General features: G+C 67.4%; 24 protein-coding genes. 5 read left to right on the forward strand and 19 right to left on the reverse strand.

What is annotated here, in order from left to right; all coding sequences use genetic code 11:
- The first annotated feature begins 77 nt into the window (after positions 1 to 77).
- From ACVOMH_RS05375 to ACVOMH_RS05385, 3 genes are read left to right on the forward strand one after another with little or no spacing between them, the layout of a single operon-like run.
- Positions 78 to 968, forward strand: coding sequence for an MBL fold metallo-hydrolase (locus tag ACVOMH_RS05375; RefSeq protein ID WP_481551270.1), 891 nt, complete (start codon positions 78 to 80; stop codon positions 966 to 968).
- Positions 965 to 1,378 (forward strand): YeeE/YedE family protein, encoded by a 414-nt coding sequence (locus tag ACVOMH_RS05380; RefSeq protein ID WP_057506423.1) that lies wholly within the window; start codon positions 965 to 967, stop codon positions 1,376 to 1,378. Before ACVOMH_RS05375 ends, ACVOMH_RS05380 begins: the two co-directional genes overlap by 4 nt.
- Positions 1,375 to 1,797, forward strand: coding sequence for a DUF6691 family protein (locus tag ACVOMH_RS05385; protein ID WP_481551271.1), 423 nt, complete (start codon positions 1,375 to 1,377; stop codon positions 1,795 to 1,797). The genes ACVOMH_RS05380 and ACVOMH_RS05385 overlap by 4 nt, the downstream gene beginning before the upstream one ends.
- Positions 1,798 to 1,810: 13 nt before the next feature.
- On the opposite strand, the gene ACVOMH_RS05390 is transcribed toward ACVOMH_RS05385, so the two are convergent.
- Together ACVOMH_RS05390 and ACVOMH_RS05395 are read right to left on the reverse strand one after the other, a co-directional pair.
- Complete coding sequence (locus ACVOMH_RS05390; RefSeq protein WP_481551272.1) at positions 1,811 to 2,476, reverse strand: response regulator transcription factor; 666 nt, start codon at positions 2,474 to 2,476, stop codon at positions 1,811 to 1,813.
- Positions 2,477 to 2,490: 14 nt separating this feature from the next.
- Complete coding sequence (locus tag ACVOMH_RS05395) at positions 2,491 to 3,288, reverse strand: 3-hydroxybutyrate dehydrogenase (RefSeq protein WP_057506424.1); 798 nt, start codon at positions 3,286 to 3,288, stop codon at positions 2,491 to 2,493.
- A 113-nt stretch (positions 3,289 to 3,401) separates the two neighbouring features.
- Here ACVOMH_RS05395 and ACVOMH_RS05400 point away from each other — a divergent pair, with 113 nt between their 5' ends.
- On the forward strand, positions 3,402 to 5,234 hold the full coding sequence (locus ACVOMH_RS05400) for a 3-hydroxybutyrate oligomer hydrolase family protein (protein ID WP_481551273.1): 1,833 nt from the start codon (positions 3,402 to 3,404) through the stop codon (positions 5,232 to 5,234).
- A gap of 108 nt (positions 5,235 to 5,342) precedes the next feature.
- The gene (locus tag ACVOMH_RS05405; protein ID WP_481551274.1) at positions 5,343 to 5,933 is read left to right on the forward strand and encodes a HutD/Ves family protein; all 591 of its coding nucleotides are present in this window, start codon (positions 5,343 to 5,345) and stop codon (positions 5,931 to 5,933) included.
- A gap of 152 nt (positions 5,934 to 6,085) precedes the next feature.
- On the opposite strand, the gene ACVOMH_RS05410 is transcribed toward ACVOMH_RS05405, so the two are convergent.
- From ACVOMH_RS05410 to sufC, 17 genes are all read right to left on the reverse strand, one after another.
- Positions 6,086 to 7,696, reverse strand: a complete 1,611-nt coding sequence (locus tag ACVOMH_RS05410) for a sulfite reductase subunit alpha (protein ID WP_481551275.1) — start codon at positions 7,694 to 7,696, stop codon at positions 6,086 to 6,088.
- Positions 7,693 to 8,667 carry an FAD:protein FMN transferase gene (locus tag ACVOMH_RS05415; protein ID WP_096144972.1) on the reverse strand — a complete coding sequence of 325 codons (975 nt, stop codon included), beginning with the start codon at positions 8,665 to 8,667 and terminating at the stop codon, positions 7,693 to 7,695. Before ACVOMH_RS05415 ends, ACVOMH_RS05410 begins: the two co-directional genes overlap by 4 nt.
- Positions 8,668 to 8,711: 44 nt before the next feature.
- On the reverse strand, positions 8,712 to 9,518 hold the full coding sequence (locus ACVOMH_RS05420) for a DUF4198 domain-containing protein (RefSeq protein WP_481551276.1): 807 nt from the start codon (positions 9,516 to 9,518) through the stop codon (positions 8,712 to 8,714).
- A gap of 25 nt (positions 9,519 to 9,543) precedes the next feature.
- Positions 9,544 to 10,065: a DUF2271 domain-containing protein gene (locus ACVOMH_RS05425; protein WP_481551277.1), complete on the reverse strand. Its 522-nt coding sequence runs from the start codon at positions 10,063 to 10,065 to the stop codon at positions 9,544 to 9,546.
- 42 nt (positions 10,066 to 10,107) lie between these two features.
- Positions 10,108 to 10,722: a PepSY-associated TM helix domain-containing protein gene (locus ACVOMH_RS05430; protein WP_481551577.1), complete on the reverse strand. Its 615-nt coding sequence runs from the start codon at positions 10,720 to 10,722 to the stop codon at positions 10,108 to 10,110.
- A 122-nt stretch (positions 10,723 to 10,844) separates the two neighbouring features.
- Positions 10,845 to 11,924 carry an acyltransferase family protein gene (locus ACVOMH_RS05435; protein ID WP_481551278.1) on the reverse strand — a complete coding sequence of 360 codons (1,080 nt, stop codon included), beginning with the start codon at positions 11,922 to 11,924 and terminating at the stop codon, positions 10,845 to 10,847.
- Positions 11,925 to 12,048: 124 nt separating this feature from the next.
- Positions 12,049 to 14,466, reverse strand: coding sequence for a TonB-dependent receptor domain-containing protein (locus tag ACVOMH_RS05440; RefSeq protein WP_481551279.1), 2,418 nt, complete (start codon positions 14,464 to 14,466; stop codon positions 12,049 to 12,051).
- A 118-nt stretch (positions 14,467 to 14,584) separates the two neighbouring features.
- The gene (locus ACVOMH_RS05445) at positions 14,585 to 14,989 is read right to left on the reverse strand and encodes a hypothetical protein (protein ID WP_481551280.1); all 405 of its coding nucleotides are present in this window, start codon (positions 14,987 to 14,989) and stop codon (positions 14,585 to 14,587) included.
- A gap of 110 nt (positions 14,990 to 15,099) precedes the next feature.
- Entirely contained in the window at positions 15,100 to 15,822 is a 723-nt protein-coding gene (locus ACVOMH_RS05450; protein ID WP_481551281.1) for a tetratricopeptide repeat protein, read from the reverse strand.
- Positions 15,807 to 16,499 (reverse strand): Fe2+-dependent dioxygenase, encoded by a 693-nt coding sequence (locus ACVOMH_RS05455; RefSeq protein ID WP_481551282.1) that lies wholly within the window; start codon positions 16,497 to 16,499, stop codon positions 15,807 to 15,809. The genes ACVOMH_RS05450 and ACVOMH_RS05455 overlap by 16 nt, the downstream gene beginning before the upstream one ends.
- Before the next feature lie 51 nt (positions 16,500 to 16,550).
- Positions 16,551 to 18,827, reverse strand: a complete 2,277-nt coding sequence (locus tag ACVOMH_RS05460; RefSeq protein WP_481551283.1) for a TonB-dependent receptor — start codon at positions 18,825 to 18,827, stop codon at positions 16,551 to 16,553.
- Positions 18,828 to 18,957: 130 nt separating this feature from the next.
- Positions 18,958 to 19,377 carry a hypothetical protein gene (locus tag ACVOMH_RS05465; RefSeq protein WP_481551284.1) on the reverse strand — a complete coding sequence of 140 codons (420 nt, stop codon included), beginning with the start codon at positions 19,375 to 19,377 and terminating at the stop codon, positions 18,958 to 18,960.
- A gap of 160 nt (positions 19,378 to 19,537) precedes the next feature.
- Positions 19,538 to 19,870: a non-heme iron oxygenase ferredoxin subunit gene (locus ACVOMH_RS05470; protein WP_481551285.1), complete on the reverse strand. Its 333-nt coding sequence runs from the start codon at positions 19,868 to 19,870 to the stop codon at positions 19,538 to 19,540.
- Positions 19,867 to 20,403: a GNAT family N-acetyltransferase gene (locus ACVOMH_RS05475; RefSeq protein ID WP_054658018.1), complete on the reverse strand. Its 537-nt coding sequence runs from the start codon at positions 20,401 to 20,403 to the stop codon at positions 19,867 to 19,869. The genes ACVOMH_RS05470 and ACVOMH_RS05475 overlap by 4 nt, the downstream gene beginning before the upstream one ends.
- A gap of 93 nt (positions 20,404 to 20,496) precedes the next feature.
- Entirely contained in the window at positions 20,497 to 21,753 is a 1,257-nt protein-coding gene (locus tag ACVOMH_RS05480; protein WP_481551286.1) for a cysteine desulfurase, read from the reverse strand.
- Positions 21,750 to 23,012 (reverse strand): Fe-S cluster assembly protein SufD, encoded by a 1,263-nt coding sequence (gene sufD / locus ACVOMH_RS05485; RefSeq protein WP_481551287.1) that lies wholly within the window; start codon positions 23,010 to 23,012, stop codon positions 21,750 to 21,752. Before sufD ends, ACVOMH_RS05480 begins: the two co-directional genes overlap by 4 nt.
- Positions 23,012 to 23,776: a Fe-S cluster assembly ATPase SufC gene (gene sufC / locus ACVOMH_RS05490; RefSeq protein ID WP_481522951.1), complete on the reverse strand. Its 765-nt coding sequence runs from the start codon at positions 23,774 to 23,776 to the stop codon at positions 23,012 to 23,014. Before sufC ends, sufD begins: the two co-directional genes overlap by 1 nt.
- Positions 23,777 to 23,796 lie beyond the last annotated feature (20 nt).

Here is a 23,796-nt window from a genome sequence, read left to right on the forward strand (position 1 = left end):
CGACACCGGGGCTTGCTCTTATTTTTAGGATGATCTAATTTAGTATTTACTAAACAAAAAGGCAAATGGTGGCTTCGATGTCCCAGACAGTCATGGCTTCCCCCCAGGTCGAACCGTTCTTCGACAAGGACAGCGGCACCTTCACCTACGTGGTGCACGAGGGCGCGGGCGGTGCGGCGGCGATCATCGATCCGGTGCTGGACTACGATCCGGCCGGTGCACGTATCGCCACCCGCTCGGCCGAGGCGGTGCTGGCCTTCGTCCGCGCCCAGCGCCTGCGCGTCGAGTGGATCCTGGAAACCCACGCCCATGCCGATCATCTCAGCGCCGCGGGCTTCCTCGCCGACGAACTGCAGGCGCCGGTGGCGATCGGGCGGGGCATCATCCAGGTGCAGCAGCGCTTCAAGGAACTGTTCGGGCTGGGCGAGGAGTTCGTCGCCGACGGCCGCCAGTTCGACCGGCTGTTCGCCGACGGTGACCGTTTCAGTATCGGTGACCTGCAGGCGCGGGTGATCGCCACCCCCGGGCACACCGATGACAGCCTGACCTATGTGATCGGCGATGCCGCGTTCATCGGTGACACCGTGTTCGCGCCGGAAACCGGCACGGCACGCACCGACTTCCCCGGCGGTGACGCGCACCGGCTGTACGCCTCGATCCAGACGATCCTGGCGCTGCCGGCGAACACGCGCATCTTCCTGTGCCACGACTATCCGGGTGACCGCCGGGCGCCCGAACCGCAGACCAGCGCCGCGCACCAGCTTGAGCACAACGTGCATCTGAAAGATGGCGTGCAGGAGGCCGATTTCGTGCGCATGCGCCAGCAACGTGACGCCACGCTGGCGCCGCCGCGGCTGATCCTGCCGGCGCTGCAGGTGAACATCCGCGGGGGGCGCCTGCCCGAGCCCGACGCCAACGGCATCCGCTATTTCCGCCTGCCGCTGAACCAGCTGGGAGCACAAGCATGAGCGCCTGGCTGACGCCGCTGGCCGGCGGCATCCTGATCGGCCTGGCGGCGACCCTCTTGCTGTGGCTCAACGGCCGTATCGCCGGCATCAGTGGCATCGTCGGTGGCGTGCTGCTGCCGCGCGCCGGCGAGACCGCCTGGCGGGTGCTGTTCCTGCTGGGGCTGATCGGTGCCGGTGCGGCGTGGCTGCTGCTGGTACCCGGGGCCTATACGCCACGGCAGGGCTTTCCGGTGTGGATGCTGGTCGTTGCCGGCCTGCTGGTCGGTTTTGGCACCCGCATGGGCAACGGCTGCACCAGCGGCCACGGCGTGTGCGGACTGGGGCGGCTGTCACCGCGTTCCTTCGCGGCGGTGCTGACCTTCATGGCCACCGCGATCGTCACCACTTTTGTTGTGAGGCATCTGGCATGAATTCCTCCCGCACCCTGTTCGCCGCGTTGCTGTCCGGCGCACTGTTCGGTCTGGGCCTGGCGGTATCGGGCATGACCGATCCGCTGCGCATCCTGGGCTTTCTCGATATCGCCGGGGATTTCGATCCGGCGCTGTTGTTCGTGCTCGGCGGGGCGGTGACCACCACGCTGGTGCTGTTCCGCTTCGTGCTCAAGCGGCCGGCGCCGGTGTTTGCCGGCAGCTTCCAGTTGTCTTCGCTGCGCACGCTGGACCGTCCGCTGCTGCTGGGCGCGGCCCTGTTCGGCATCGGCTGGGGCTTGGCCGGCTATTGCCCGGGCCCGGCGCTGGTCGGCCTGGGCGTGTCCTCACCGGAGGCGTTGTGGTTCGTGCCGGCGATGCTGGTCGGCATGTTGCTGCACCGGCTGCTGCGCGGCAGCTGAGGGAGGAGGCCGCTCAGGCCTCGATCTGGCGCGCCGGATCGCTCAGTTCCAGCTCGCGCAGCACCACGCTGGCCTGGGTGCGGTTGCGCACGCCCAGGCGCTCGAAGATCGCCGACAGATGCGCCTTGACCGTACGTTCCTGCACCTCCAGGCGGTCGGCGATCTGCTTGTTGAGCAGGCCCTGCGCAACCAGCACCAGCACCCGGAACTGCTGCGGCGACAGGCTGGCCAGGCGCGCGGCCAGTTCGTTGTCGTGGCTGGAGGATTGCGCGCGCGACACCGCCGCGCGCAGCGAGGCCGGCAGCCACTGCTCGCAGGCCATCACGCAGCGGATGGCCTCGCGCAGTTCGTTCAGGCCCGAGCTCTTGGGCAGGTAGCCGGCCGCGCCATGATCGAGCGCGCGGCGCACCACGCGCGGATCGTCATTGGCCGAAACCACGATCACCGCCACTCCCGGATGCTGCGCGCGGATCGCCGCCAGCCCGGCCAGCCCGTGGTTGCCGGGCATGTGCAGGTCCAGCAGGATCAGGTCGGTTTCCGGCGCGGTATCGAGCGCGGCCAGCACCCCGTCCAGCGATTCGGCCTCGCGCACCTGCAAATCACTCATGGCTTCGCTGGCGGCCTGACGCAGTGCGGCGCGGAACAGCGGGTGGTCGTCGGCAATCAGCAGGGTCGGCATGGTCACGGTCTGGGTTACTGGGCGGTCCAGCCTCCGTCCATGGGCAGGGCGGCGGCGGTGACATTGTGGGCCTCGCGGCGGCAAAGCCAAACCACCATCGACGCGATGTCCTCGGGCAGGGACATGCGCAGGCTCGGCTGCTTCTCTTCCAGCAACGCGCGCACGCCGTCCTCGCGGCTGCCTCCGTTGCGGTGGGCCTGGATCTGCGGCTCGATCAGCGGCGTCTCCACCCAGCCCGGGCACACGCAGTTGACGGTGACGCCACCGCTGTCGCGGCTGCCGGCACTGGCGTATTCCAGTGCGGCAACCTTGCTCAGGCCGACGATGCCGAATTTGCTGGCCACATACGGCGCCTTGTTCTTCGAGGCCACCAGCCCGTGCACCGAGGCGATGTTGACCACCCGGCCGTAGCCGCGTTCGGCCATGCCCGGCAGCGTCTGCTGCATGGTGTGGAAGGCCGCGCTGAGGTTGAGCGCGATGATGTCGTCCCACTTCTGCGCGGGCTGCTCGGCCAGCGGCGCGGCGTGCTGGATGCCGGCACAGTTCACCAGCACATCGATCGCGCCCCAGGCCTGCACCGCGTCGAGCAGGGTGCCGATCTCATCGGCACGACGCAGGTCGGCGGCAAAATGCCGCGCCTCGCTGCCGGTGGCAGCGACGCTGGCCAGCGCGCTGGCGATCTGCTCGGGCGTGCCCAGACCGTTGACCGCCACGCGCGCGCCGGCGGCCGCCAGCGCCTGGGCGATGGCCAGGCCGATGCCGGAGGTGCTGCCGGTCACCAGTGCGGTGCGGCCTTGCAGGAAACGGTCCATGGGGAAACTCCGGGGATAAGGGGAATGGCAGGAAACGTAGCAGCCGCGACGTGGCTCGCGCGTGGTACTTAAGTACGATGAGACTGGTGCGGCCGCTCTGCTAGGGTGCATCCATGAGCCAATCCCTGTTGCGTGCCGCCTGCGGCCTATTCGTCGGACTGAGCCTGGCCTCCTGCGCCAGCGGCCCGGTCTTCCAGCCCGTGGAGTCCTCCATGTTCAGCAACGAACTGCGCAGCGAGCATCGCGGCAGTGACGACCTGCTCACCGCCGGCTTGGGCCTGACCGGCCTGCGCAGCATGGTGCCGCCGGCCTTCGCCGATGCCACTGCACCGACGCCGGACGAGCTGCGTCGGCGCGCGCTGTGGGGCAGCTGGCGCGGTATCGCCGACCTGGCGCCGGGCGGTGGCTATGGCGAGCTGTTCGGCAGTCTTGAAAGCGTGCCCGGTCGCGAGTACTCGGCCTATGCGCGGCTGCCCGATGCGCGCCAGCCGCACCGCGTGCTGGCGCAGGTGCCGTACAATTTCGATCTGAGCAAGCGCTGTGTGCTGGTCGCTCCGGCCTCCGGTTCGCGCGGCATCTATGGCGCGGTGTCGGTGGCGGCGGCGTGGGGCCTGCCCAAGGGCTGTGCGGTGGTCTACACCGACAAGGGCGCCGGCAGCGATTACTACGACCTGGACGCGCAGATCGGTGTCCGCGCCAATGGCACGGTCGGCGCGCTGGGCGAGGCGGCCGATCTGGCGTTCGTGCCGGATGCCCCGGTCAACGCCTCGGGCGTGGCGTTCAAACACGCGCACTCCAAGGACAACCCGGAAGCCGACTGGGGGCGCCATGTGAAGCAGGCGGCCGAGTACGCGCTGCTGGCGCTGGAACAGGCGTATCCGCAGGCCGCGCCGTTCACCTTCGACAACACCCGCATCATCGCCGTGGGGATTTCCAACGGCGGTGGCGCGGTGCTGCGCGCGGCGGAAATGGAGGGCGACTGGCTGGACGCGGTGGTCGCCGGCGAGCCGAGTGTCTATTCCGATGGCCCGGGTTCGCGCGCGCTGTACGACTACACCACCGAGGCGGCGCTGCTGATGCCGTGCGCGCAGCTGCATATGGACAATCTGCCGCAGCCGCCGCTGACTGCCGCCTTGCAAGCCGGGGCCGCGTTGCGCTGCGCCACGCTGGCGGCCGAAGGTGTCATCGGCGGGGCCACGCCGGCGGCGCAGGCCAGAGCGGCCTATGAACTGATGCGCAGCAAGGGCTGGACCGACGAGGCATTGCGCGCTGGCGCGCTGTCCACCGGGTTTGACCTGTGGCGCGCGGTCGCCGCGACCTATGCCTCGGCCTACGGCCGCTACGGCGTGGGCGAACACCCGTGCGGTTTCAGCTTTGCCGCGCAGAATCCGGATTTCTCCCCGCGCGTGGCCAGCGCCGCCGAGCGTGCGGCGTGGATCGCCGATGGCAGCGGCATTCCGCCCGGTGCCGGGGTCGGGCTGCTCGACAGCAAGGTGCAGCTGCCCGACCTGACCTACGCCGGGCTGAAGTGCCTGCGTGGCTTGTGGGCCGGGCAGGGCGAGGATGCCAAGCGCGTGCAGGCCGGCATCCAGGCCACCCGCGCCGGGCTGCCGCGTCAGGGCCTGCCGGTGATGGTGGTGCATGGCACCGACGATGGCCTGATCCCGCCGGCTTTCAGCAGCGCGCCGTATGTGGCCGCGGCCCAGGCCGCCGGGCGTGAGGTCAACTACTGGCAGGTCAAGCACGTGCAGCACTTTGACGGCTTCCTCGGCCTGCCCGACTACGGTTCGCGCTACCTGCCGCTGCTGCCGTACGTCTATGCGGCGCTGGATCGCGTGCAGGCGCGGCTGGAGCACGGTAGCGCGCTGCCGGCCGATGCGGTGATCGTCACCACGCCCCGCGCAGGCAAGCCGTTGGCTGCCGAGAATCTCGCGATGCCGAAGTAACCGCCGTCGTTGTAGGAGCAATGCAAGTCGCGACCGGGCTTTATCGACAAAAGCTGTCGCGACTTGTGTCGCTCCTACAGCAGTGCCGGATGCTGGCATCATGCCGCGATGGAAATTCTGACTGCTCCCTCCCGCGTCATCCCCACCGTCGACTACCGGCGCGAACGCTGGCGCAACGGCCTGGGCTGGACCCGCGAGATCCTGCGTCTGCCCGGACAGGGCGACTGGCAGCTGCGGCTGTCGATCGCCGAGATCGAGCAGGATGCGGCCTTTTCCGCCTTCCCCGGTGTCGAGCGCGAGCTGGTGCTGCTGCAGGGCGAAGGGCTGCGGCTACGCTTTGTCGATGGCCGCTGTGAAACGCTGTTGCCGCCGTATCAACGTGTGCGGTTTGCCGGCGAAGCTGAAATCAGTGGCGAGCTGGTCGACGGCACCACCAGCGACTTCAACCTGATGTGGCGCCGCGACGCGCTGCAGGCCGAGCTGCTGCACCGGCCGCTGGTCGGCAGCATGCTGTTCTTCACCGAGCCGCAGGTGGCCTGGGCGGTCCATCTGCTGGCCGGACAAGCCGAGTTCGAAGGCAACACCCTGCCGCCCTTGGCCGCCGGCGACACCGCCTGGCTCGCCGCCGGTGCACGCACACGGTTCGCCTTGAATGGCGGCGGCGAGCTGTTGGCGATCCGGGTGTCACCGGCGGCATGAAGGCGGCGCCTTCCCAATGCGGGAGGCTTTCCTCGCGGCACTGGATCATCCGCTGAAGGGTGAAACCCTGACGTGGCGCAACCAGCCGCAGGCGCTGGCGCGGATCCTCCGGCAACGGCTGCACCACATCTGAGCGCGCTGGCCGGGTTGGCTCAGTACACGTCGCGGCGATAGCGGCCGGCGATGCGCAGGGCTTCATGTGCGTCGCTGCCGAGGGCATCGGCGATCACCGCATCCACCGCCGGCGCCATGCCCTGCAGGCTGCCGCAGACCAGGATCGTCGCGCCCTGGTCGACCCAGTCGCGCAGCGTACCGGCATGGGCGGCCAGCGCATCCTGCACGTAATGGAAGCGGCCGCCATCGCGACTGAAAACCGTATCGAGCCGTTCGATCCAGTCCTCGCGCTGCCATTGCCGCAGCTCGTCGCCGAAGTGGAAATCGTGGGCGGCATTGCGCTCGCCAAACAGCAGCCAGTTGCGGCGCGCGCCGGCCTCGACGCGGGCGCGCAGGTGCGCGCGCAGGCCGGCGATACCGGTGCCGTTGCCGACCAGGATCAGCGGCGCCTCCGCTGCCGGCGGATGGAAGTTGGCGTTGCCGCGCAGACGCAGGTCGATGACATCACCGGGCGTGGTGTAGTCGCACAGCCAGCCGCTGGCCAGTCCCGGTTGGCCGTCCGGTCGCCGCTGGCGCCGCAGCAGCAGCTGCAACGAGCCCTCCGAGGGCATCGAGGCGATGGAGTATTCGCGATGCGGCAACGGTTTGAGCGCCGCGGCCAGCGCCGCGAGGTCGCCGGTGTCGATCTGTTCGGGCAAGTGGCACGCGGCGAGGACCTCCTGCAGCGGGCGGCCATCGGCCAGCGTGGCGGTGACCGGCAGGCCGTGCGCATGCATCCATTGCGCGACGGTGCCGGCACTGTGGCGCGGACCGATTTCGGCGATATCACCGGCCTGCCATGCCGGCAGTTCCCCGGCGACGGGTTGCAGCTTCAGGTGGAAGACGGTGCCGCCGACACTGCCCGGATTGAGCGCCTGCCGCTGCTGCAAACGCCATTGCTGGTACTGCGGCGGAGCCCAGTCCGGCAGGTGGGCGACATCGCCGCCGAGCTGGCCGAGCAGCTGCTGCCAGTGGCGCAGCGCGTCCGCATCGGCGTTGTCCACTTCCACGGTATCGAACAGCGCCCGCGCGCCCTGTTCGCACAGCCACTTGTCGAGCTGGTGGCCGAAGGCGCAGTAATGGTCATAGGTGCGGTCGCCCAGCGCCAGCACCGCGTACTGCAGCTGCGGTAGTGGCGTGGCGTTCTGCATCACCCGGCTGAGAAAGGCCAGGGCATGGTCGGGCGGATCGCCTTCGCCGGTGGTGCTGGCGACGAACAGCGCGGTGCGGATGCGGGCGAGCAGGGCGGCATCGACCTGGTCGAGCGCGCGCACGCGGACGGTGTGGCCGGCGGCGCGCAGGCTGTCTGCACTGCGTTCGGCCAGCTGCCGCGCAAAACCGGTCTGGCTGGCCCAGACCACCAGCAGCGGCGGCTCGCCGTCACCGCTGGCAACGTCCTTGCGCGAGCGCACGCGCCACCACAGCGCCGCGCAGGCGATGGCATAGATGGCGGCGGCAGCCAGCGCGGTGAACCACTGTGCGGGCAGGGGCGCGGCTAGCCACCAGCTCTCGCCCAGATGCAGACGCAGCAGCAACACGGCGATCAGCACCAGCACCAGGCCAACGGCGAGGTTGCCAATCAGTGGGCGGTTCACGCGTGGAGCACTCATTGCGTGTCTGCGTCCAGGTGCTGCTGGAACGCCGCCGTCATGGTTTCTTCCAGACCGTGCGGGCCGCGTGTGAGGAAGCGTGCGGCCAGGCCATGATCGGTGGCGAATGCCAGCCCCTGTGTTGCGCCCATCACCGTCAGTGCAGTGGCCCAGGCATCGGCGCGCATCGCTTCGCGCTCGATCACCGTCACCGCCGCGGCGGCGCGGGTTACCGGCGCGTGCGTGCGTGGATCAAGGGTGTGGCTGTAGGAAATGCCGTCCTGTTCATAGTGATGCCAGCGATCACCGGAGGTGGCGATGGCCAGATCATCCAAGGCCAGCACCCGCGGTGGATAGTCGGCGCCGGCGTCTTCTTCCGGAGCCGATTCGACCAGCACTCGCCACGGCTGGCCGTCGGGCTTGCGACCGTAGCCGTGCAGCTCGCCGCCCACTTCGACCAGCGCCGCTTCGACGCCGTTGCGGCGCAGCCAGCGGCTGACCAGATCCACGCCATAGCCCTTGGCGATGGCCGACAGGTCCAGTTGCAGCGCGCCGGGCTGCAGCGCGGCCTGCGCCGGTGCATCCAGTTGCAGCTTGTGCCAGCCGCAGCGGCCGGCGACCTCGGCCCGTTGCGCGGCATCGGGAACACGCTGCGCGCCGGCCTGGGCACCGAAGCCCCACAGTGCGACCAGCGGGCCGATGCTCGGATCGAACGCGCCATCGCTGCGTTCGGCGATATCATGCGCGGCGACCAGCACCTGCCAGAAGTCTTCCGGCAGCCGCTGCCAGCTGCCGGCGGCGGCGCGGTTGTAGCGGCTGATGTCCGACTCGGTTTCCCAGGTGCTCATCTGCGCCACGACCCGGTCCAGCTCTGCCTGGATGCCGGCATGCAGCGGATGCAGGTCGCGGCGGCGCGGGGCGACCAGCTTCACGCTCCAGCGGGTACCCATGGTGTGGCCGCCGAGGGCGGCGATGTCGGATTGGCTAGACATGGAGAGAGCGGCCCGGCGCGCCGTGGCGACCGGGCCTGGAGTCCTTACTGCGGCAGCACTTCCAGCGTGGCCACGTAGCTCAGGCGGCGCACGTTGGCCTGCGGCACCGAGGTCTTGTTGTCTTCGCTGCCGGTTTCCAGCCAGTACATGCCCGCTTCCGGCCAGGTGACGGCGAACTCGCCGCTGGCATCGGTGGTGACCTTGATCTCTTCCTGCGCGTTGCGGTAACGGGTGCCGCCGCGGGTGATCTCCACTTCCAGGCCGGCGGCCGGCTTGCCATCCACCAGCAGGCGGAAGGTGGCTTCCTCTCCGCTGAACAGATCGTTCGGGTGGCCGAGGGCGACCATCTCCATGCCCTTGCCGGTCGGCGTGAGCGCGGTGGCGTTCGGTGCGCCGTTGGTGACGAAGGTCTCCACACGGCCGGCGGTCTCGGAAACCTTCAGGTCCTTGGCATCCTTCGGCACTTCGGCGGCGAACTTTTCAGCCGTTCCGCGCCAGCGCTTGGGCTTGCCGTCTTCCTGCCAGTTGGCCATCAGCCCGGCGTTGACGTTGGCCAGACGGTAGGTGCCGGGCTGCGTCAGCTCGACATCGAACACGCTGCGGTATTTGCCGGTGGCCACGTTCTGCGGCTGCACGCTGCTGCCGTCGGGCGCGGTGATCAGCAGATTGTCGATGCGCAGCGGCACGTGGTTGAAATAGAACAGGTCGTTGGACACGGCCGCGTCCACCGTGATCCACGGGTTGGCACCGGCGATCACGGTCTGCGACGGCTGCAGCCAGGCCTTGTGGGCGGCGGCGGAGAAGGGCAGCGCTGCGGCGATGGTGGCGGCAAGCAGGAGGGAACGCTTCATCGGTTGGCTCCGGTAGTAGGGCGAATCAGGGTTTGACGGCGAGGGTGACCGTGCCCAGCTCGGAAGTGCCCTGGGCACGGCCGTTCTGCACACTGCGGGCTGGCCAGCTGAAGGGAATCTTGACCAGCTCGCGGCCACCCACCTCGCGTGCGGCTTCCACCACCAGCGTGTACTGGCCGGCGGGCAGGTCGCGCAGCTGCGGCTGGCGGTCGCTGAAGCTGAGCTGGTGTTTGCCGACCGGGCGGGTCGGGCCGGTCACACCATCCACCGGCACCTGCAGGGTGCGGCCGCTCTTGCGCCACCACTGGCGCAGGTCCGGCAGCCACTTGGTGCCGTGGCCCTCGGCGGTGTCCTTGAGCTGGTACCAGACCGACAGGTTGGCGGCGACCTTCTGGTCCGCGCCTTCGATCCACACCGCCACATACGGGCGGTGGTATTCGGCCACGTTGAGCTTGGGCACTTCGACGTTGACGTCGAGGCTGGCGGCGTAGGCGGCCGGAGCGGTGGCGATCAGGCCACTCAGGGCGATGGTCAGGGTGACGCGCATGGTGCGACTCCGGGGAGGGATGCGTTCAAGGGGAGAGCGGGATCAATGGATCAGGAGCAGGGCGATCAGCAGCGGGATCAGCAGGCCCAGCCCGACCAGCGGCCAGGTCATGCGTCGCTGCCGCGCATGCAGGTGCAGCAGGAACAGACCGGTGATGCAGAACACCAGGCAGGCCACCGCGAACAGGTCCAGGAACCAGCCCCAGCCCGGGCCGGCGTTGCGGCCCTTGTGCAGGTCATTGAAATAGGAAATCCAGCCGCGGCGGGTTCTCTCGAACTCCACCGCACCGGTTTCGCGGTCGATGCTCAGCCAGGCATCGCTGCCGGGGCCGGGCATGGACAGGTAGATCTCTTCGGCCGACCACTCGGCCTCGCGCTTGCCCAGGGAGACATCCAGCTCGCGCGACAGCCAGTCGGCGACCTTGCCCGGCAACGGCGCATTGCCTTCCTCGCGCGGGCCCAGCGCTTCGAGCAGCGGCGCGGACAGTTCGAGCTTGTGGTTGTGCACCTGCGGGGCAGCCTCGATCTTCGAGGCGTGGTTCAAGGTGATACCGGTGAGGGAGAACAGCAGCATGCCGATCAGGCACACCGCCGAACTGATCCAGTGCCACTGGTGCAAGGTGCGCAACCAGAAGCCGCGGTTGGCCTGTTGCTGCACGGCGGTGGCGGAAGCGCGTTCGGAAGACAAGGGGCGTGGCGGGTGGGGATCAGGAAGCCCGGATTACACCATGAATGAGAATGATTCGCAATTTGTATTTTCGCTGTCCCGGTGCGTACCGCTTATTCCCGCGCGGCCTGCAGCGTGCGTGCCGAAGGCTTGCGTGTGCGGGTCCAGCGGTGCAGCGGCAGCTCCAGCCATCTCCACGACAGCCAGCCGGCGATGACGCAGACCGCCACCGTCAGCGCGATGAACAGCGCATGCTGCCACGGCGCATGGTTCAAACCGCTGGCCTGCCACAGGCGGCCGGTTGCCGAGATCACGAACACGTGGCCCAGGTACAGCGAATAGGAGCTGTCGCCAACTGCCAGCAGCAAGGCCGGCAGCCGTGGCTGGCGTGCATGCTCCCAGCGCACCGCACCGAGCACCAGCAACGCGGCCGGAACGCCGAACAACAGTGCCCGGCGCAGTACCGGCGGATGTTCGGGATAGGCCGCGGCCAGGTGCAGCATCGCCGCGACCAGCAGGACAGCACCGCCCAACAGCAGCGGCAGGGCGAAGCCGGCCGGCAGACGGCGCCAGTACAGCCCGATCAATCCACCGGCGATGAACTCCAGACTCAACGGGCTGGACGCGACGGCGGCCCAGGGTGCGATGCCGGCGCCCAACATGCCGTGGGCCAGCAGGGTCGCCGCCGCCCAGCCCAGCAACAGCCACGGCAATTGCCGTTCTCGCGCGAACGCGATCGCCACCGCCATCAGCAGGTAGAAGAACGCCTCGTGGATCAGTGTCCAGCCCACGGTCAGCAGCGGCAGCTGCGCCTGCGGCCACAGCAGATAGGAGGCGAGGATGCTCTGGTCCTGGTAGGCACTGTTGGCCATGCCCGGCATCAGCAGCATCAGGGCCACGACCAGCGTGGTGTAGAACCAGTACAGCGGCAGCACGCGCCAGCCACGGCGGGCGAGGAAGTCGCCGGCATTGCGGGGCGAGCCATAGCTGCCGGCGGCGATGCTGGTCATCACGAAGCCGGACAGCATGAAGAACAGATCCACGCCGCTGTCGGCGTAGGCGAACATCGCGCCGAGCAGGTTGCCGTCCTGGCCATACTTGCCCTCGACGATGCGCAGGTGGAACAGCACCACCATCAGTGCGGCGATACCGCGCAGCGCCTGGATGGAGAAGAACGTGGCCGGTCTGGTCATGCGCGGGATCTGCAGTGGGCGGTTGGTGGTTGTGGAATTGCGGCCGCGCATGGTGCGGGGAAGCGGGCGCAAAAAGCAAAAGCCCGCCTCAGGGGCGGGCGTTTGCTGGGCTGCACCGGCAGTGTCAGAAGCGCGCGTTGAGCGAGATCCAGAAGCTGCGACGCTGTTCCTTCACCGCGTAGTCGTCCACGCAGCTGTACTCGGTATCGGAGGCCAGCACGCAGGACTGGGAGACGAAGTCCTTGTCGAACAGGTTGTTGATGCGGCCGTTGACGGTCAGCCAGCCGGTCGCCTTCCAGCTGGCACCGAGATGGAACGTGGTGTAGTCGGCGTAGTAGCGCACGGTCGAGCGGCTGACACCGCCGACGCTGGAGACCAGGGTGTCGCGGTAGCGGTCGTAGCGGCCTTCGCCGATCAGGCTCAGGCTGATGCGATCACTGGCCTGCCAGGTGAGGTTGGCGTTGGCCATGTGCTTGGCCGGGTTGCCCGAGATCGGCTGGCCCTTGGCGCTGCCGCTGGTCTGCTCGCTTTGGGTGAAGGTGTAGTTGCCGCGCAGCTGCAGCGTGTCCAGCAGGTCGATCTGACCGGCCAGTTCGACGCCGCGGGTCTCGGCCTTGTCGATGTTCACGCTCTGGGTGAAAGCGCTGTAGCCCAGCGCCGCCCAACCCGGGCCGACATCCACGCAGTAGCTGCCGTCGGCCGCTGCCACCTCGCAGTTGGCGAAGGTGCCGCCACTGGCGATCTTGTCGTCGAACTTGTTGAAGAACGCGGTGGCGTTGAAGTTCCAGCGCCGTCCTTCGTAATAGGCGGCCACTTCGTAGTTGGTGCTGGTTTCGGGCTTGAGGTGCGGCGAGCCGACCTGCGGGATCACGCCCTGGCCGCCGAAGCCGACCACGCCGGGAAACAGCTGGTCCGGGCGCGGGGTCTTGTAGCCGGTGCTGATGCCCCCTTTGAGCGTCCAGGCGTCGCCGGCTTCCCACACCAGATAGGCGCGCGGGCTGAGGTGGCTGCCGAAGATGTTGTGGTCGTCATGGCGCACGCCCAGTGTGGCGGTCAGGGTGTCGGTCAGCGCCCAGTTATCCTCGGCGAACACCGACCACATCCGGTGCTTCTGCTTGACGTTGTCGCGGTAGCCGCCGCCATCCATGCCGAACACACCATCGGTCATATCGGTGTCGTTGTACTGGCCACCGATGGCGAGCTGGTGGTTGCCCAGTGACATGTCCAGCTTGGTGTCCAGCACATAGCCGTCCAGCTCCATCGTGCGCAGCGGCCGCGGCAGGAAATCTGACAACCGGGCCAGCTCGTCGGCATTGAGCACACTCAGATTGCCGGAGGTCATGTTGCAGTGCGCGGCCTGGCCGCGACGGGCGCAGACATCGTTCCACAGCGTCTGCAACTGCGCGCGCTCGTCCAGCGTCAGCGGCAGCGAGCGGCCTAGGTTGCTGGTGGTGTGGCGGGTCAGACTGGTCTGCCAGGTGCCGAAGTCGTAGCGGCCCTGGTGGGTCAGCGCCAACTGGTCACGCTCGTAGCGCTGCCAGGCGGTGTAGCCCACCCGCGGCTGCACCACGCGGCGGGTGATGGTGCCGCTGCCGTTGGGATTGGGGATGGTCGCGTTGCCGCTGCGCCACAGGCTTTCAAGACTGTCCAAGGTACCGGTCTGGCCCTTGCTGTTGTCGTATTTCTGCCGCGAGACGTCGTAGTCCAGCCAGAACTCGTTGTTCTCGAACGCGGTCAGATTCAGACGGATGCCGGTGTTCCAGTTGGTGTTGGCCACCGCCTTGCCACCGCCGCCAAAGCCGAGACTGCGCTCCCACATCGAGCCATCCGGTAGCGGCAGGGCGTCCCACTCGGGCATGGATTCGTCGGCATCGTAGTAGCTGCCGCGGATGGCCACGCCCAGTGTGTCCTTGAGCAGCGGCCCGGTCAGATACAGATCGGTGGTGCGTGCGTCGCCGAACTCTTTTTCCTGCTGGACGGTGAAGCCCTGGGTGATCGAGCCCTGCCACTGGCCCTGGTTGCGGCGGGTGATGATGTTGATCACCCCGCCCATCGCATCGGCGCCGTACAGGGTCGACATCGGGCCCCGCACCACTTCGATGCGCTCGATCGCATCCAGCGGCGGCAGGTAGGAGAACTGGCCGCCACCGAAGTTGTTGGGGTACAGACTGCCGACGTTGCTCTGGCGGCGGCCGTCGATCAGCACCAGTGTGTATTCCGATGGCATGCCGCGCATGGAAATGGTGGCGCGGCCGTTCTTGTCGGTGGTTTCCATGCCCACATCGATGCCTTCGACGTCACGCAGCGCGTCGATCAGGCTGGTGTAGGGGCGCTGGACGAGCTCCTCGCGCGAGATCAGGCTGATGCTGGCCGGTGCATCGGGAATCTTCTGCTCGAAGCCGGTAGCGGTGACGACCACCTTGTCCAGCGTGGTGGGCGCGCCGCTGCCGCTGGCGTGTGCGGTGGCACTGAGGACGGCGAGCACGGCGAGGCCGAGCAGGTGGCGGGAAACGGACACGGAACGGCGATGGCGCAGAGCCATGGAGGGACCTCGGATTTCGGAAAGCGGGGCGCACTGCGCAGTCGCAGGCAGGTAGTGCATGCGCCGGGTGCTGCGGGGAAGGAGGGTGAGATGGCGGCGTCGATCCGTAGAGGACCGGTCAGACCTGCGGAGGCGCCTGACCGCGCTGTTGCCGGCGCCCCGGTGCCGGGCGGGCGACGTCCATGATTGAGGCGGGGATCAACGAGCGCGCCGCAACGGCGGCGTTCAAGCACGCCAGCACCTGGCCGGTGGACCCGCTCAGCGCGGCCGGCATCGCATGCGGTTTGACCACGCGGCGCAACTTGGCCGGTCGGGTTTCCTGCAGCTGGTCCTCGTCACCCGCCGGCGGTGCGCCGGTGATGGACGTAACGCTGTCAGCGTCGCTGGCAAACGGCTGGCGCGGGGTGTCCTGGAGCAGCAAGGCCAGAAACGCCAACAGAAGCAGCAGGCCGAATGCCGCCATCGACACGCGCACGGCGGCGTGTATGGAGGGCGGGGGCGGCTGGCTTTGCGGATGCTGCACGGGAATCCCTTGATTGCATGGCCGGCGCGGGGCGCTGGCGTTTGCGGTGCGGCATTGTAGATGGGATTCGTTTGCTTATGCAAATGAGAATTGATATCGATTGATGAGGCTTAAATGGACGCCAACAGGGCCCGGATCTGCGGATGCGGCGATACCGCCAGCTGCGGCCGGATCTGTGCGAGAAACGACGGGCTTCCCTGCGCCAGCGCCTTGCGCAGCCAATCGGCGGCCTCGTCTATATGGCCGGCGGCAAGCAGCAGCGAGGCATGACTGGCCTGACCGCGGAAGTCGCCCGCTTCGGCCGAACGGCGGTACCAGTCCGGTGCGGCGACCGGATCGGCGATCACACCGATGCCTTCTTCGAGGCAGCGGCCGACCAGGTTCATCGATTTGGCGTGGCCGCTTTCGGCCGCACGCCGGTACAGCGTGTAGGCGGCGGCTTCGTCTTTGGCGATTCCACGGCCGGTGGCCAGCAGGTTGGCCCGGTTGTACATGCCCCAGTCCAGCCCGCTGTCCGCAGCCCGTCGATACCAGACCCCGGCCAGTTCGAGATTCACCGGCGTGCCCTGGCCCAACTCGTGGCAGCGCCCGAGCATGTTCATCGCCAGCGGCAGGCCACCGTTGGCGGAACGTTCGAACCAGGCCATGCCGGCGCCGGTATCGACCGGGCGGGCGCGGCCTTCCATGCAGGCCTGGCCGAGTACGAACTGGGCCAGTACCTCGCCATCCTGCGCGCGCCGCTCCAGTTCGGCCATGACCGCCGCCGGGTTGCCGGGCAGCTGCAGCAGCAGTGCCTGCAGGTCCTGTCCGGCTGCGCTCACGCCTCGGCCCATTGCCGCAGCAGGTTGTGATACACGCCGGTCAGGCTGACCAGCGAGGGGTGCTGCGGATGGTCGTGGGTCAGCCGCCGGATCGACAGATCCAGCTCCCACAGCAGGCGGCGGTGGCCGTCGTCGCGGACCATGCTCTGGGTCCAGAAGAACGAGGCGATGCGTGTGCCGCGGGTCACCGGGGTGACCTGGTGCAGGCTGGTGCCCGGGTACAGCACCATATGCCCGGCCGGCAGCTTCACCCGCTGGTTGCCGTAGGTGTCCTCGATGACCAGCTCGCCGCCTTCGTACTCGTCCGGATCGGACAGGAACAAGGTGGCCGACAGATCGGTACGCACCGGCTGCGGATCCCCCGCGCGGCTGATGTGGTCGTAGCGGACCGCGTTGTCGACGTGGAAGCCGAAGGTCTGGCCTTCGCGGTAGCAGTTGAACAGCGGCGGATAGATGCGGCGTGGCAACGCGGCGGCAAAGAACGTGTCGTTGCGGCCCAGGGCATCGAGGATCAGCGAGCCCAGCGCCCGTGCGGCCGGGTCCGATTCGGGCAGCTGCAGGTTCTGCTTGGCCTGCGCCGACTGGTAGCCGGCGGTGGACTTGCCATCGGCCCAGCCCGCTTCGTGCAGGCGCTGGCGCGCCTGGGCGACCTGGTCGCGGGTGAGTACGTCGGGGATGTGCAGCAGCATCGGATTGCCTTGTGGACGAAGCCCCCGGCAGGCGGCCGGGGGCGAGGGGAATCAGAACTTCACATTCAGGGCCAGCGTCGCGGCGCGGCCCGGGGCGATGGCCGCGTAGTGCGAGGCATACGCCTTGGTGAAATAGGTCTTATCGGTGAGGTTCTGCACGTTCAACTGCAGGCTGATGTTGTCCTGGATGGCGTAGCTGGCCATCGCATCCCAGCGGGTGTAGCTCGGGATCCACTTGGTATTGGCCACATCACCGTACTGCTTGTCCGAGTAGCTGGCGCCGGCGCCCAGGGTCAGGCCGAAGGGCAGCGTGTAGCTGGTCCACAGGGTGGCGCTGTGCCTGGCGGTGTTCGGGAACACGTTGCCGTTGTTCGGCGAGGGCACGTAGATGCCGCTGGGGCAGGTGCGGCCGGCCACGGCGCAGACGTAGCCACCGTCCTTCAACTCCGAATCCAGCCAGGTGTAGCCGCCGTACAGGCTCCAGTTGTCGCTGAGCTGTCCGGTGAAGCCCAGCTCGAAACCGTCGATGACCTTCTTGCCGGCGTTCTGCGTGGTGCCGTTGTCGATGAGGACGCGGGCATTGTTCAACTCGGTATGGAAGATCGCGGCGGTCAGGTTCAAGCGACTGCCGAACAGGTCCCACTTCGTGCCCAGCTCGACGTTCCGGGTCTCCTGCGGATCCAGGTCCTCATTGGCGAGAGAGATGCCATCGGCGCCGTCGCCACCGTCCATGCCCGGCGGCGTGGAGGAGGTGCCGTAGGACAGGTAGAGGCTGCCGTTGGCCACCGGCTTGAACACGACGCCGGCCTGGTAGTTGATGAAGTCGCTGTCATTGCGGAATACCGTTGCCGCCGCACCCGGCACCGGTGTGACCTGCTTGGTGGAGTAGTCGTCGTAGCGCAGGCCCAGATTGACCGACCACTGCGGGTTCAATTCGATGGTGTCGAACAGGTAGGCGGAGCGGGTCCTGGTGGTCTGGCGGACGTCGGCCGCCTTGTCGCTGCGGTAGACGGTCTGGTGGGCCGACCACGGATCGTTCGGATTGGGATTGTTGAAGTCCGTGCAGTTGTAACCGGTGGCCGCGCCGGTGCTCGGGCAACGGGTGCCATTGGTCAGCGGGTTGTTGGTGCCCGGTGACATCAGGTAGCTGCCGCGGCTGATCTTCTCGTCGCTGTACTCGACGCCGGCGCTGTAGCTGTGCTGCAACGCGCCGGTCTCGAAGCGGCCGGTCAGGCTCAGCTGGTCGACGAAGCTTTTCACATCGACCGCGCGGCTGTTGGTGCGGCGCCACAGCGTGCCGTACAGATTGGGGTTGCCCTTGCTGTCGTCCGGCTGCGTCCACAGGTAGTCGTTGCTGGTGTTGCCCAGGCGCGCAATGTTGCGCAGCTTGTGGCCACCGAAGTCGTAGCTGGCATCCAGCGTGCTGATGTCGGCACGGGTGTGCTGGAAGTCGCGGTCCTTCAGGCCGTAGTAGTTGTTGCGGTCCGGCACCAGCGGGCTGCCGTCGCCATTGAGCGCGACATTGGGGCCGCTGGTGAATGGATTGCTGTACGGGAAGCCGCCGGCATCGGGCAGGTCGTCGGTTTCCATGTGGTAGTGGCTGGCGATCACCTGCGCCGGGCCGTTCAGGCCGAACGCGATCGACGGCGCGATGCCCCAGCGGCTGACATTGGCCGCATCACGGCCGGCGATGTCCGACTCGTGCTTCATCAGGTTCAGGCGCGCCGCCACGCCGTCGCCGAGCACATAGTTCGCATCCACCGTGCCGCGGGCGTAGCGGTCGGTACCCACGCCCATGCTGGCGCTGGTTTCGTTCTTCAGCTTCGGGGTCTTGCTGACCAGGTTGAGGCTGCCGCCACCGGAATCACGGCCGCCGTAGGCCGAGCTCGGGCCTTTGACCACTTCGACCTGCTCCAGGTCGAAGATCTCTCGGGTCTGCGAACCGACGTCCCGCAGGCCGTCGACAAAGATGTTGCTCTGCGAATCGAAGCCGCGGATGAAAGGCCGGTCACCGGTCGGGTTGCCGCCTTCACCGGCGCCGAAGGTGATGCCCGGAACCATGCGCAGCGCATCCTGCAGGCTGGTCGAGCCGGTTTCGGCGATCAGCTTGTCCGAAACGATGGACACCGATTTGGGGGTATCCAGCAGCTCGGCGGTGAACTTGGGCGAGGACGGGTTGAACCAGCTGCCGCGGACATGCACCCCATCCAGATCGGTGGCTTTACGCTGGTCGGCATCGGCGGCGCCCTCGGGCGCGGCGTGGGCGACCAGTGGGCTGCCGATGGCAAACAGCAGGGCGGAGGTCAACGGGGTACGCATGGAGTTCATGGAAGGGCTCTGGAAAGGAAAAAACGGCAGACAGCCTGGCGGAGCAACGGCAGGGTCGAGGCGGTTCAGATCGGAAAGCGCGACAGCAACGGGGCGCACCCGGCCAGGATGGCGGGCAGCAGCAGACGGCTCAGGCCCGCGGCGGGGCGTTGCCGGGATTGAGCAGGCGCAGAGGTGGATCCAGCGGATAGGCCTGGAGGCGACGCTGCGCGTGCCGGACGCCGGTTTCGGTTGCGGCCGCATGGAACACCTCTTTGAGGCGGCGCTGGAATGCGGTGGTATCAGCCGGCGGGGTGGGCCGCGGGCGCTGGCCCGGGGCACGCAAAGCTTCCAGTCCGGCCTCGCCCGGCGCCATGGCGGCGACCGGAAGTTTGTCCGGCAACTGCCCGCCGGGCAGTTGCAGCGAGGCGATGACATCACCCGTTGCCGGGCTGGATACCTCGGGGACAACGGAAGGCGGCAGCGGCGCAGCCGCCAGTGCCATTACCAGCAGCGCTCCGGCCCATACCAGCCGGCGCCGCATGAAGACGGCGCCGAAAACAACAGCCATGTGGCTCAGGCGAAGCACGGAGTGGGGGCGGGCGCGGAATCATCGCGAACTGCGACAGATGCGCATCTTATTGAGAATTGTTTGCGTTTGCAATCCGTTTGATCACGCGCCCGGTCTTGCGCCACTCAAGACAACGATCGGCGAAAAGCGTGCCGCCGCGTCAGTCGCGGTCGTCGCGCGACCAGATGCCGCCGTGTTCGCGCTTGACCGGGAATTTCGGCACCGGGGTGTAGGCCGGGGCGCACAGCGCGCGACCGTCGCGGATGTCGAAACGGGCCCCATGCAGCACACACTCGATGCTGCCCTCGGTCGTATCGATGCAGCCCGAAGACAGTTCGAATTCTTCATGGGTGCACTGGTCTTCCAGCGCGAACAGCTCGCCATCCAGGTTGAACACGACAATGGGCACGCCGGTGACTTCGTCGAAGGCGGTCTTCATTTCGCCCGGCAGCAGCTCTTCGCTGGCGCAGATGAAGGTCCAGGTCTGGCTCATGCCGCAGCTCCCAGGGGCTTTTCCAGGATTTCGAATTGCAGGTCGTCCCGCTTGGGGATGCCGAAACGTTCATCGCCGTAAGGGAAAGGCTTCTTGATGCCGGTGCGCGCGTAACCCCGGCGTTCGTAGAAGGCGATCAGCTCGTCACGGCAGTCGATCACCGTCATCTGCATGGTCGGCAGATGCCATTGTCCGGCCACAAAGTGTTCGGCGTGCTGCATGAGCTGTTTTCCCACGCCGCCGCCCTGTGCCTGCGGGCTGACGGCGAACATGCCGAAGTAGCCATGCCCCTCCTCGTCGGCGATATGACAGCAGGCCTGCAGTACACCGTCACGCTCGGCCAGCAGGATCACGCTGCGCGGGCGTTGGATGTCGGCGGCGATACCGGCCGCGTCCACCCGCTGGCCGTCCAGCAGATCGGCTTCGGTGGTCCAGCCTGCACGCGAGGCATCGCCGCGATAGGCCGAGGTGACCAGTTCGATCAGGTCAGGAATATCGGCCGCAGTGGCCGTGCGGAAAGTGAGTGCGTTCATGCCCTCATTCTAACGGCCGAGGTGCGCGAGCGGGTTGCGCAGGCGGGTTGCGCGGAGCTGTATTGCGCGGGCTCTACCTGCGCAGCGGCGGTTTCAGCCCAGCAGGGTGCGGACCTTCTTCAGCGCGGCCATGAATGCCTCGATTTCCTCGTGCGTGTTGTAGAACGCAAGCGAGGCGCGGCACGTGGCGGCGACGCCAAAGTACTGCAGCAGCGGATGCGCGCAGTGCTGGCCCGAACGCACTGCCACGCCCTGCAGGTCGAGCAGTGTGGCCAGATCGTGCGCATGCGCGCCTTCGATCTGGAAGGACACCACGGCGGCCTTGCGTGGCGCGGTACCGAAGATGCGCACGCCTTCGATCCGTTGCAGCTCTTCGGTGAAATGGGCCAGCAACTCCTGCTCGCGCGCATCGATATGCGCGCGACCCAGGGTCTCCAGGTAATCCACGGCGACACCCAGGCCGACGAAGCCGGCGATATTCGGCGTGCCGGCCTCGAATTTCTGCGGGCCGTCGTTGAACACGGTGCCCTCGAAGCTGACTTCCTTGATCATCTCACCGCCCCCCAGGAATGGCGGCATTTCCTGCAGCAGCTCGCGGCGCGCCCACAGCGCACCGGTTCCGGTCGGGCCGCACATCTTGTGGCCGGTGATCGCGTAGAAGTCGCAACTTATGGCCGCCACATCCACCGGCATGTGCGGTGCGGCCTGCGAGCCGTCCACCACGGTGACGATGCCGCGCTTGCGGGCTTCGCGGCAGATCTCACGGACCGGGTTGATTGTGCCCAGCACGTTGGAGACATGCGTTACCGCCAGCAGCTTCACTTCCGGGGTCATCGCCGTATGCAACGCATCCAGGTCGAGGCTGCCGTCGGGACTGATCTCGGCCACGCGGATGCTGGCGCCGGTGCGTTGTGCGATCAGCTGCCACGGCACGATGTTGGCGTGGTGCTCCATGCGCGAGACCAGGATCACGTCGCCCGTCTTCAATCGTGGCAATGCCCACGAATAGGCGACCAGGTTGATCGCGAAGGTGGTGCCACTGCACAGCACCAGCTCGTCGATACGGACATTGAGGAAGCGCGCCAGTTTGCTGCGCGCTCCTTCATAGGCTTCGGTCGCCTCGCTGCCCAGCGCATGCACGGCGCGGCTGACGTTGGCGTTGTAGCGGCGGTAGAACTCGTCCACCGCGCCGATCACCGACAGCGGCTTCTGCGCGGTGTTGGCGTTGTCGAAATACACCAGCGGCTTGCCATTGACCTCGCGCATCAACAGCGGAAAGTCACTGCGCACGCGTTCCCAGTCGGGAGCGCTGGCCGGTGGGTGGATCGGACGCGGGGAAGAGAGGTTCATGCCATGCCAGCCTGTTGCAGTGCCTGGTCCAGATGGCGGGCCAGCTTTTCGGTGAGAGCGCCTTCCACCGCAGCCAGTGGCTCGTGGCAGAACGCGGCGCTGAGCATGGCGCGGGCCTGTTCGGCCGGCACGCCGCGCGAGCGCAGGTAGAACAGCGCGTTGGCATCGAGCTGGCCAACGGTGGCACCGTGTGCGGCCTTGACCTCGTCGGCATCGATCACCAGCGTCGGCTGGGTATCGATTTCGGCATCGGCCGAGAGCAGCAGGTTCTTGTTGGAGAGGTTGGCGTCGGTGCCATCGGCGCCCTCGCGGATGTTGATGCCACCGTGGAACACCACGCGGCTGCGGTTGGCGGCCACGCCACGCCAGACCAGCTCGGCGCGGGTGTCCTTGGCGATGTGCTCGATACCCAGGCGGGTATCGATATGGCGACGACCGGTGCCCAGCAGCACGCCGTTGGCGGTCAACCTGGCGTTGTCGCCCTCCAGCCGAACATTGAGCTCATGCCGGCTCAGCGCGGCGCCCAGCTCCAGATCGATGCGGCGGTACTGCGCATCGCGGGCCAACACGGCGTCGGTACGCAACAGCGATGTCGCGCGCGCGCTGTCGGCCTGTACGCGGGCATGCGATAGCACAGCATCCTGGGCGATGTGGACATGCACCAGGGTGTTGTCCAGGTGCGCGCTGTCACCGCTCTGCAGGTGGTGCTCGACCAGGCCGAACACGGCACCGCGGCGCAGTTCGATCAGATGGCGGTGGTGCCAGGCGTGATCGTTGCCATCTGCCGCGCTGACGAATACCAGGTGCAGCGGTGTCTTGCTGGTGATGCCGTCGGCCACCTGTACCAGTACGCCTTCATCGGCCAGTGCGGCATTGAGCTGGGCGAACACTTCATCGGCGCGCTCGAAGCGGCGGCCGAGGAAGCGCAGGGCTTCGGGCTCTTCGTCCTGCACCGCGGACAAGGTACGCACCTGCACGCCGGCATCCAGTGCCGACAGATCGCTCAGCGCAGCGCTGTGGCGGCCGTTGACGAACACCAGACGCGGCGCCGGGATATCGGCCAGCAGCGCGGCATCGATGGCCGGGGCCTGCAGCGGCGCCGGGGTGAAGGTGCGGCGTTCGAGCTGGCGCAGCGAGGTGTATTTCCAGGCCTCGTTGCGGGCAGCGGGCAGACCGGTCTGCAGGGCAGCGTCGAGCACCTGGCGGCGCGCGTCGCTGCCACAGAAGCCGGCGGCCAGGGAATCCAGCAGGACGCTCATTACTTGGCCGCCTCGCGGACCACGCGGTCCTTCAGGAAATCATAGCCGTGCGCTTCAAGCTCCAGCGCCAGTTCCGGACCGCCGCTCTTGACGATGCGGCCCTCGCTCAGCACGTGCACGAAGTCCGGCTTGATGTAGTCCAGCAGGCGCTGGTAGTGGGTGATCACCACGAACGAGCGCTCCGGGCTGCGCAGCGCATTGACGCCGTCGGCCACGCTCTTCAGGGCATCGATATCCAGGCCCGAATCGGTTTCATCCAGGATCGCCAGCTTCGGCTCGAGCACGGCCAGCTGGAAGATCTCGTTGCGTTTTTTCTCGCCGCCGGAGAAGCCTTCGTTGACACCGCGGTGCAGCAGTTCGTCCTTCAGATGCAGCACGGCCAGCTTCTGCCGGACCAGCTTGAGGAACTGCATCGAATCCAGCTCTTCCTCGCCACGGGCCTTGCGCTGGGCATTGAGTGCGGCGCGCAGGAAGTAGGTGTTGTTCACGCCGGGGATTTCCACCGGGTACTGGAAGGCCAGGAACAGGCCGGCGGCAGCGCGCGCTTCCGGTTCCAGTTCCAGCAGGTCGGCGCCTTCGAACTGCACCTCGCCTTCGGTCACTTCATAGCCGTCGCGGCCGGACAGCACGTTGCCCAGTGTGGACTTGCCGGCGCCGTTGGGGCCCATGATGGCGTGCACCTCACCGGGTTTCACTTCCAGCGACAGACCCTTGAGGATTTCCTTGCCGGCGATGCGGGCGTGCAGGTTTTCGATCTTCAGCATGAGGGGGGGTTCTTCAGTAT

It is taken from the genome of Stenotrophomonas sp. STEN013, from assembly GCF_056760355.1.

What these genes read in the sequence shown, in the direction of transcription:
- ACVOMH_RS05375 (WP_481551270.1), top strand. Translation starts at nt 78, where the DNA reads ATGTCCCAGACAGTCATGGCTTCCCCCCAGGTCGAACCGTTCTTCGAC.
- ACVOMH_RS05380 (WP_057506423.1), top strand. Translation starts at nt 965, where the DNA reads ATGAGCGCCTGGCTGACGCCGCTGGCCGGCGGCATCCTGATCGGCCTG.
- ACVOMH_RS05385 (WP_481551271.1), top strand. Translation starts at nt 1,375, where the DNA reads ATGAATTCCTCCCGCACCCTGTTCGCCGCGTTGCTGTCCGGCGCACTG.
- ACVOMH_RS05390 (WP_481551272.1), bottom strand. Translation starts at nt 2,476, where the DNA reads ATGCCGACCCTGCTGATTGCCGACGACCACCCGCTGTTCCGCGCCGCA.
- ACVOMH_RS05395 (WP_057506424.1), bottom strand. Translation starts at nt 3,288, where the DNA reads ATGGACCGTTTCCTGCAAGGCCGCACCGCACTGGTGACCGGCAGCACC.
- ACVOMH_RS05400 (WP_481551273.1), top strand. Translation starts at nt 3,402, where the DNA reads ATGAGCCAATCCCTGTTGCGTGCCGCCTGCGGCCTATTCGTCGGACTG.
- ACVOMH_RS05405 (WP_481551274.1), top strand. Translation starts at nt 5,343, where the DNA reads ATGGAAATTCTGACTGCTCCCTCCCGCGTCATCCCCACCGTCGACTAC.
- ACVOMH_RS05410 (WP_481551275.1), bottom strand. Translation starts at nt 7,696, where the DNA reads ATGAGTGCTCCACGCGTGAACCGCCCACTGATTGGCAACCTCGCCGTT.
- ACVOMH_RS05415 (WP_096144972.1), bottom strand. Translation starts at nt 8,667, where the DNA reads ATGTCTAGCCAATCCGACATCGCCGCCCTCGGCGGCCACACCATGGGT.
- ACVOMH_RS05420 (WP_481551276.1), bottom strand. Translation starts at nt 9,518, where the DNA reads ATGAAGCGTTCCCTCCTGCTTGCCGCCACCATCGCCGCAGCGCTGCCC.
- ACVOMH_RS05425 (WP_481551277.1), bottom strand. Translation starts at nt 10,065, where the DNA reads ATGCGCGTCACCCTGACCATCGCCCTGAGTGGCCTGATCGCCACCGCT.
- ACVOMH_RS05435 (WP_481551278.1), bottom strand. Translation starts at nt 11,924, where the DNA reads ATGACCAGACCGGCCACGTTCTTCTCCATCCAGGCGCTGCGCGGTATC.
- ACVOMH_RS05440 (WP_481551279.1), bottom strand. Translation starts at nt 14,466, where the DNA reads ATGGCTCTGCGCCATCGCCGTTCCGTGTCCGTTTCCCGCCACCTGCTC.
- ACVOMH_RS05450 (WP_481551281.1), bottom strand. Translation starts at nt 15,822, where the DNA reads ATGGGCCGAGGCGTGAGCGCAGCCGGACAGGACCTGCAGGCACTGCTG.
- ACVOMH_RS05455 (WP_481551282.1), bottom strand. Translation starts at nt 16,499, where the DNA reads ATGCTGCTGCACATCCCCGACGTACTCACCCGCGACCAGGTCGCCCAG.
- ACVOMH_RS05460 (WP_481551283.1), bottom strand. Translation starts at nt 18,827, where the DNA reads ATGAACTCCATGCGTACCCCGTTGACCTCCGCCCTGCTGTTTGCCATC.
- ACVOMH_RS05465 (WP_481551284.1), bottom strand. Translation starts at nt 19,377, where the DNA reads ATGGCTGTTGTTTTCGGCGCCGTCTTCATGCGGCGCCGGCTGGTATGG.
- ACVOMH_RS05470 (WP_481551285.1), bottom strand. Translation starts at nt 19,870, where the DNA reads ATGAGCCAGACCTGGACCTTCATCTGCGCCAGCGAAGAGCTGCTGCCG.
- ACVOMH_RS05475 (WP_054658018.1), bottom strand. Translation starts at nt 20,403, where the DNA reads ATGAACGCACTCACTTTCCGCACGGCCACTGCGGCCGATATTCCTGAC.
- ACVOMH_RS05480 (WP_481551286.1), bottom strand. Translation starts at nt 21,753, where the DNA reads ATGAACCTCTCTTCCCCGCGTCCGATCCACCCACCGGCCAGCGCTCCC.
- sufD (WP_481551287.1), bottom strand. Translation starts at nt 23,012, where the DNA reads ATGAGCGTCCTGCTGGATTCCCTGGCCGCCGGCTTCTGTGGCAGCGAC.
- sufC (WP_481522951.1), bottom strand. Translation starts at nt 23,776, where the DNA reads ATGCTGAAGATCGAAAACCTGCACGCCCGCATCGCCGGCAAGGAAATC.